The sequence below is a fragment of the Actinomadura sp. KC216 genome, from assembly GCF_004348535.1.
Lineage (GTDB): Bacteria > Actinomycetota > Actinomycetes > Streptosporangiales > Streptosporangiaceae > Spirillospora.
In genome coordinates this window covers 1-7,849 of record NZ_SMJX01000364.1, presented here as the reverse complement: position 1 = coordinate 7,849, position 7,849 = coordinate 1, and the positions used below count along the sequence as shown (strand labels likewise).

6 protein-coding genes are annotated in these 7,849 nt (G+C 70.6%); all 6 read right to left on the bottom strand.

The window, feature by feature from the left end; all coding sequences use genetic code 11:
• Positions 1-68: 68 nt before the first annotated feature.
• Positions 69-2,159, bottom strand: a complete 2,091-nt coding sequence (gene rho, locus E1264_RS37020; RefSeq protein WP_132181268.1) for a transcription termination factor Rho — start codon at positions 2,157-2,159, stop codon at positions 69-71.
• A gap of 453 nt (positions 2,160-2,612) precedes the next feature.
• On the bottom strand, positions 2,613-3,617 hold the full coding sequence (thrB, locus tag E1264_RS37015; protein ID WP_243711406.1) for a homoserine kinase: 1,005 nt from the start codon (positions 3,615-3,617) through the stop codon (positions 2,613-2,615).
• A 1-nt stretch (position 3,618) separates the two neighbouring features.
• Positions 3,619-4,686 (bottom strand): threonine synthase, encoded by a 1,068-nt coding sequence (gene thrC / locus E1264_RS37010; protein WP_132181266.1) that lies wholly within the window; start codon positions 4,684-4,686, stop codon positions 3,619-3,621.
• 92 nt (positions 4,687-4,778) lie between these two features.
• A complete protein-coding gene (locus E1264_RS37005) occupies positions 4,779-6,071 on the bottom strand; it encodes a homoserine dehydrogenase (protein WP_132181270.1) in 1,293 nt (430 codons plus the stop codon).
• Between the two features lie 14 nt (positions 6,072-6,085).
• Complete coding sequence (lysA, locus tag E1264_RS37000) at positions 6,086-7,477, bottom strand: diaminopimelate decarboxylase (RefSeq protein ID WP_132181264.1); 1,392 nt, start codon at positions 7,475-7,477, stop codon at positions 6,086-6,088.
• The coding region (locus E1264_RS36995) for a DALR anticodon-binding domain-containing protein (protein ID WP_243711405.1) at positions 7,474-7,849 on the bottom strand (376 nt) is incomplete at its 5' end. The genes E1264_RS36995 and lysA, both read right to left, overlap by 4 nt.

The following is a 7,849-nucleotide window of genomic DNA, read 5'->3' as shown; positions in this document are numbered from 1 at the left end:
GGGTGGGGGCGGACGCGGGAACGCCCCCGGCCGGGACCGTTCCGGACGGGGGCGTGCGCCGCTCGGGCTCAGCGGTCGTCGGAGACCGTCGTCTTCTGGACCTGGAGCAGGAACTCGGCGTTCGACTTCGTCTCCTTCATCTTCTCCAGGAGGAGCTCCAGCGCCTGCTGCATGTCGAGCGCGTGCAGCACGCGGCGGAGCTGCCAGACGACGCGCAGCTCCTCCGGCGCCATGAGGATCTCCTCCTTGCGGGTGCTGGACGCGTCGACGTCCACCGCCGGGAAGATCCGCTTGTCGGCCAGGCCCCGGTTGAGCTTCAGCTCCATGTTGCCGGTGCCCTTGAACTCCTCGAAGATGACCTCGTCCATGCGGGACCCGGTCTCCACCAGCGCGGTGGCGAGGATGGTCAGCGAGCCGCCGTTCTCGATGTTGCGCGCGGCGCCGAAGAACCGCTTCGGCGGGTACAGCGCGGTCGAGTCGACACCGCCGGACAGGATGCGCCCGGACGCGGGCGCCGCCAGGTTGTAGGCGCGGCCGAGCCGGGTGATCGAGTCGAGCAGCACGACCACGTCGTGGCCCAGCTCCACCAGCCGCTTGGCACGCTCGATGGCCAGCTCCGCGACGGTGGTGTGGTCTTCGGCGGGACGGTCGAAGGTCGAGTGGATCACCTCGCCCTTCACCGTCCGCTGCATGTCGGTGACCTCCTCCGGACGCTCGTCCACGAGGACGACCATCAGGTGGCACTCCGGGTTGTTCTTGGTGATCGCGTTGGCGATCGACTGGAGCACCATCGTCTTGCCGGCCTTGGGCGGCGACACGATCAGGCCGCGCTGCCCCTTGCCGATCGGCGACACCAGGTCGATGATCCGGGTCGTCAGGATGCCGGGGTCGGTCTCCAGCCGCAGCCGCTCCTGCGGGTACAGCGGGGTCAGCTTGCTGAAGTCGACGCGGCCCTTGGCCTGGTCGGGCTCCATCCCGTTGACGGTGTCGAGGCGGACCAGCGCGTTGAACTTCTCGCGCCGCTCGCCCTCGCGCGCCTGCCGGACCGCGCCGGTGATGACGTCGCCCTTGCGCAGCCCGTTCTTGCGGACCTGCGCCAGCGACACGTACACGTCGTTCGGGCCGGGCAGGTAGCCGGTCGTGCGGACGAACGCGTAGTTGTCGAGGATGTCGAGGATGCCCGCGACCGGGATGAGGACGTCGTCCTCGGTGATCACCGGCTCCTCGTAGCGGTCGCGGCCGCGGCCGCGGTTGCGCTCGCGGAAGCGGCGCCCGCGACGGCTCCGGCTGCCGCCCTCGTCGTCGTCGTGCTGGCCGCCGCCGCCCTGGTTCTGGCCTCGCTGGCGGCCGCCGCCCTGCTCGCCGCGGTCGCCGCGCTCTCCACGGTCACCGCGCTCGCCCCGGTCACGGCCTTCGCCGCGCTCTCCGCGCTCCCGGCCGCCGCGCTGCCGCTGCCGTCCGCCGCCCTCGCGGCCTCCGTCGCGGTTCTCGCGCCCGTCACGCCCGTCGCGTCCGCCCTGGGACTCGCCGTCGTCGGTGTTCTGCTCCCGGCCCTGGTCTCGCTGGTCGCGGCCCCGCTCGCCGCGCCCTTCGCCCCCTCGGTCCTGCCGCTCGCCGCGCTGGCGGCCGCCCTGGCGACCGTCCCGCTCCGCGCGCTCCGGCTTCTCGGCGGTCTCCGGCTCCGCCTTCTCCGCCGTTCCGGCGGACGCGGCGGCCGGCGCCTGCTCGGCGGCCTGGCCCTGATCGCCGCCCTGCTCGCCCGAGGGCACGACGTCGTTCAGGCTCACCTGGTCGTCGGACACCTCGCGCTTGGCGGCGGTGGTGCGGCTCCGCCGGGGACGCTCGGTGCGGCCCGCCTCGGGCTGGGCCGAGTCGAGTGTGGCCGCGGCAGCGTCTCCCTGCGCGCCCCCCGCCGAGCCCTGCCCCTGGCCACCCTGCTTCTCCTGGATGGCCGCGATGAGCTGGCTCTTGCGCATCCCGGTCACGCCGGTGATGCCGAGGTCGGACGCGAGCGCCTTGAGCTCGGGCAGCACCATGGCCGACAGGCCGGTGCCCGACCGGCGGCGCCGGGGGGTGGCGGGAGCGGCGTCGGCGGCCTGTGCGGCGTCGACGGGTCCCGTACTCGATGCGTCCGTAAGGAGTTCGCTGGATTCGCTCACTAAGGGTCCTTCCCAGGGAGCGGGCGTTGGCCGGTGTTCGGCCAGCCGACCCGGTAGTGCGGCCCGGCGGGGGCGCCGGGACGGGCTCCGCTGATCACGGTGGGGCCGGGATCTGCGTGTTCTGGGCACAGCCAGATGGTGGACGGGACGGTTCGCTCGCGTGTGCTCCCGCTACCGCCACGTCCGAAGTTTCGCTGGAATGCCGGACAACGGGATGTCACGGTGTCGGGAAGCCTAGTACGCGGGACCGACACGGCCGAGAGGCCGGTCAGGTGACGCACGGCTGACGAGCACGCTGCCCCGAACGGGGCATCTGGTGCGGCATTCAGCCTAACATCACCAGGGCGCACTGCTATTCCCCAGAGGTCGATGTCTTCGCATTTTACCTAGCGGGAACGTGCCGGAACCCGCGTCGGCCGCTGCGCGACGCCTCCCCCGCCCCCGGCGCCGCCATCAGGACCGGAACTCCGATTCTCCGGCCACGACGCGTGCGCCGCGGGTCGCGACGTCCAACGGGTGCTTGAGCCAGCCATTACCCACTTCGGGGGCTATCGAATCAACTTGTGATGCGCTTGTGAAGGCGAGGACAGTGGGTCCGGCCCCCGAAATCACGGCCGGGACGCCCGCGGCGCGGAGCCGTCCGACGAGTGCGGCCGACTCGGGCATCGCGGGCGCGCGGTAGTTCTGGTGGAGGCGATCTTCGGTCGCGTCGAGCAGGACGTCGGCGTCCAGCCCGCCGGTGAGGGCCGCGATGAGAAGCGCGGCGCGTCCGGCGTTGGCGGCGGCGTCGGCGTGCGGGACGGTCTCGGGCAGCAGCCCGCGGGCCCGCTCCGTCGCCAGCCGCTGCTCCGGGACGAACGCCGTGACCTGCGTGATCTGCGTCTCAAGGCGGACCAGCCGGGGGCCGTGCGGGGTCGTCCAGGCGACGGTGAGGCCGCCCGCGAGGCACGGCGCGACGTTGTCGGGATGCCCTTCGATCTCGGTGGCGAGGCGCAGCGCGTCGTCGTCGCCGAGGAGTTTGCCGTAGGGGTGCAGCGCGCGGGCCGCGACGATCCCGGCGACGATCGCGGCGGACGACGAGCCGAGGCCGCGGCTGTGCGGGATGCGGTTGCGGCAGCGCAGCCGCAGGCCGCCGGGGCGCGTTGCGGGTCCGGTTCCGGCCAGGTCGTCGAGCAGGTCGAAGGTGCGGTGCAGGACCTTGACGATGAGGTGCCGCTCGCCCCGGTCGGCGACTTCGGCGCCTTCGCCGTCCACCTCGATGGAAAGCCCGCCGTCCGCAGCGCCTACCGCGCCCGCCGTGCCGATCTCGACCTCGACGTCGTCGTACAGGGACAGCGCGAGGCCGAGCGAGTCGAATCCGGGCCCGAGGTTGGCGCTGGTGGCCGGCGTCCGGACCAGGATCGGCCCTACCGTCCAGCCCCCGGAGTCTGTCGGGCTTTCGTCGTCTGTGGGGCTCACGTCAGGTGAGACCGAGCTCCGACGCGGCGGAGTGCGCGTCGACCTTGATGGTGGTCGGGGCGGGCGCGCCGGAGATCGCCCAGTCGGGGTCCTTGAGCCCGTTGCCCGTCACCGTGCAGACGACCCTGGCCCCGGACGCGACGACACCCTGCTCCCTCGCCTGCAGAAGGCCCGCGACGCTCGCCGCAGAGGCGGGCTCGACGAAGACGCCCTCCTCCCTGGCGAGAAGCCGGTAGGCGGCAAGGATCTGCCGGTCGGTGACCGAATCGATGGCGCCGCCCGACTCGTCCCGCGCGGCGATCGCCAGATCCCAGGACGCGGGGTTCCCGATCCGGATGGCGGTCGCGATGGTCTGCGGTTTCAGGACGGGTTCGCCCTTCACGAACGGTGCCGCCCCGGACGCCTGGAAGCCGAGCATGCGCGGGGTCTTCGAGGCCGTGTTCCCGTCGGCGTACTCCTTGTAGCCCATCCAATAGGCGGAGATGTTGCCGGCGTTGCCTACGGGCAGGCAGTGGATGTCTGGGGCGTCGCCCAGCGCGTCCACGATCTCGAACGCGGCCGTCTTCTGGCCCTGCAGCCGGTACTTGTTGACGGAGTTGACGAGGGCCACCGGATAGTCGACGGCGAGCTTCTGGGCCAGTTCGAGGCAGTCGTCGAAGTTGCCGTCCACCTGGAGGAGCCGCGCGCCGTGCACCAGCGCCTGCGCCAGCTTCCCCATCGCGATCTTGCCGTTGGGGACGAGGACCGCGCACGTCATCCCGGCCCGGACCGCGTACGCGGCGGCGGACGCCGAGGTGTTGCCGGTCGAGGCGCAGATGACGGCCTTCGCACCGTCCTCGGCGGCCTTGCTGATCGCGACCGTCATGCCGCGGTCCTTGAACGACCCGGTCGGGTTCGCGCCCTCGACCTTGAGGAACACCTCGCAGCCGGTCAGCTGGGACACCCGGGCGGCGGGGACCAGCGGCGTGCCGCCCTCCAGCAGCGTGACGACCGGCGTCGCGTCCGACACCGGAAGCCGGTCGCGGTACTCCTCGATTAGGCCCCGCCACGGGCGGGCGTTCGCGTTCACGTCGGTCTCCCTGAATGACCTGCGATGTTGCCCGGAGTCTACCGGTGCCGCCCCACCTCTTCCGGCCCGGGCGGGAGATTACGGACAGGGGCTTATTCCTCGCCCTCGACGCGCATGACGCTCGTCACCTCGCGGACGATCTCCAGCCCGCGCAGCCCCTCGACGGTCGCCGCCAGGGCCGCGTCGGGCGCCCGGTGCGTCACGACGACGAGCTGTGCCTCCTCGCCCAGCCCGACCTGCCGGACGGCCTGGATCGACACCCCGTGCCTGGCGAACTCCTCGGCGACGGTGGCGAGGACCCCGGCCTCGTCGGTCACGTCCACCTGGACGTAGTAGCGCGTTACCGTCTCACCCATCGGCAGGACGGGAAGCTCCGCATACGTCACTTCCACTGGGCCGGGCGTCCCACCGGCCACGTTCCGGGCCACCGCAACGAGATCGCCCAGCACCGCAGAGGCCGTCGGAGCGCCACCGGCGCCCGCGCCATAGAACATCAGCGAACCGGCAGACTTCGCCTCGACGAACACCGCGTTGTACGCCTCGCGGACACTCGCCAATGGGTGAGACCGGGGAATCATGGCCGGATAAACACGAACCGACACACCACGACCATTCCCGTTGTGCCCGTCCGCCGAAGGAATCCGCTCGCAAATAGCAAGAAGCTTGACGACGCAGTCCATGCCCTTGGCACCGGCGATGTCGGCGGCGCTCACCTCGGTGATGCCTTCGCGATGGACGTCCGCGGCCGTCACCGGAGTGTGGAACGCGAGCTGCGCCAGAATCGCCGCCTTGGCCGCCGCGTCGAAACCCTCCACATCGGCGGTCGGGTCGGCCTCCGCATAGCCGAGCGACTGCGCTTCCTCCAGCGCCTCGTTGAACCCTGCGCCGTACGTGTCCATCTGGTCGAGGATGTAGTTCGTGGTGCCGTTCACAATGCCGAGCACCCGATGGACGTGGTCGCCGACCAGAGACTCTCTCAACGGCCGCAGCAACGGAATGGCACCGGCAACCGAAGCCTCGTAATAAAGGTCGGCGCCGTACTCCCTGGCCGCCGCGAACAGCGTCGCGCCGTCCTCCGCCAGCAGCGCCTTGTTCGCCGTGATGACCGACTTGCCGGACTTCATCGCCTCCAGCATCAGCGACCTGGCGGGCTCGATGCCGCCGATCACCTCGATGACGATGTCGACGTCGTCCCTGGTCACCAGAGTCTGCGCGTCCGTCGTCAGCAGCTCCCGGTCGACGCCCTCCCGCACGCGGTCCGGCCGCCGCACCGCGATCCCGGCCAGCTCCAGCGGCGCCCCGACCCGCGCGGCGAGATCGTCGGCCTGCTCGCTCAGCAGCCGGACGACCTCCGTGCCGACCACGCCGCAACCGAGCAGCGCCACGCGCAGTCCGCGTTTCACGCTCCGACCTCCGCATCGAGCCGCAGCAGGTCGTCCGCGCTCTCCCGGCGGACGATCACGCGCGACCTGCCGTCCTTCACCGCCACCACGGCGGGCTTCGGGACGAAGTTGTAGTTGCTGGCCATCGACCGACAGTACGCACCGGTCGCCGCCACCGCCACAAGGTCCCCCGGCGCAAGATCTTCGGGGAACCACAGGTCCCGCACCACAATGTCGCCGCTTTCGCAGTGCTTGCCGACAAGCCTACTGAGCATGGGCGATGCGTCCGACGACCGGCTCGCCAGCGCCCCGGTGTACTCGGCGCCGTACAGCGCGGTCCGCAGGTTGTCGCTCATGCCGCCGTCCACGGACACGTACGTGCGCAGGCCCTCGACGTCCTTCACCGTCCCGACCTCGTACACCGTGACGCCTCCCGGGCCGATGATGGCCCGGCCCGGCTCCACCGTCAGCCGCGGCATGGCCAGCTCGTACGCCCGGCACTCGCGCGCCACGATGTCGCGCAGCCCGTCCGCGATGGACTTCGGATCGTGCGGCTCCTCCCCGGGCACGTACGCGATTCCGTACCCGCCGCCCAGGTCAAGCTCCGGGAGCTCGATCCCGTGCTCGTTCCGGATGGCCACCAGAAGCTCGGCGAGCCGGTGCGCGGCGACCTCGAAACCGTCCACATCAAAAATCTGCGACCCGATATGGCTGTGCAGCCCCACGAGCTCCAACTGCTTCAGCTCAAGAACCCTGCGCACGGCCTCCAGCGCGGCCCCGGAACTCCTGGAGAACCCGAACTTCTGGTCGTCATGGGCGGTCGCGATGAACTCATGCGTGTGCGCCTCGACACCCGTGGTGACACGCACCATCACCTTGGCCCGGACACCCTTTTCCTGGGCGAGATAACCCACCCGGGCTATCTCCTCGAACGAATCCAGCACGATCCGCCCAACACCAGCATCAAGCGCCTTCTCAATCTCCCAAGACGCCTTGTTGCTCCCATGCAGAGTCACGCGCTCCATGGGGAATCCGGCCGCCACCGCAACGGCGAGCTCGCCCCCACTGCAAACGTCCAGACCGAGCCCTTCCTCCTTCAGCCACCGCGCGACGGCAGTGCACAAAAACGCCTTACCGGCATAGTGCACGTCCCCGTCATGGAAGGCCGCCGCATATTCCCGCGCACGGCTCCGCACGTCGTCCTCGTCATACACGTATAGGGGCGTCCCATATTCACGTGCCAGATCCCGCACATCGACACCACCGACCGACAGGACGCCATCAACCCGCTTGGCGCTCCGCGGCCAGATCGCAGGCTCCAGCGCGTTCAGATCCTCCGCCGGACCGGCCGGATGGTCCTCCGGCAGCACGTCGGCATGCCGCGGCCCAGCAGGATGTACTCGACTCATATCCGCTCTCTAGGGGTCTCACCGATCATGTTCAGCCCATCGCCGAGGACGACTCTCACGGCCTCCGCCAGGCCGATCCGTCCCTCGTGCACCGCCCCTGGGGCCTCATCGCCCTTCGGCACGGCAGGACACCGCTCGTGGACGTCGTGGTACGCCCCGGCCACTCTTTCCAAACAGAACATCAGCGGCCGTGCATCCCGTTCCCGCTCCGCCTGCAGAACCCGTCCCCGCACATCACCCAGCACCCCCACAAGCTCAAGCTCCTCCGCCTGAACCTCCCGCAGCGGGCCCCGCCCGATCCCAAGCTCCGCTGCCCAACGCTGCACCCAACAGGCCCGCGCGTACGCGTACCGCACCGAAAACCCAGGATTC

Coding starts and splice junctions, on each gene's coding strand:
- lysA (WP_132181264.1), bottom strand. CDS start 7,477: ATGAGTCGAGTACATCCTGCTGGGCCGCGGCATGCCGACGTGCTGCCG.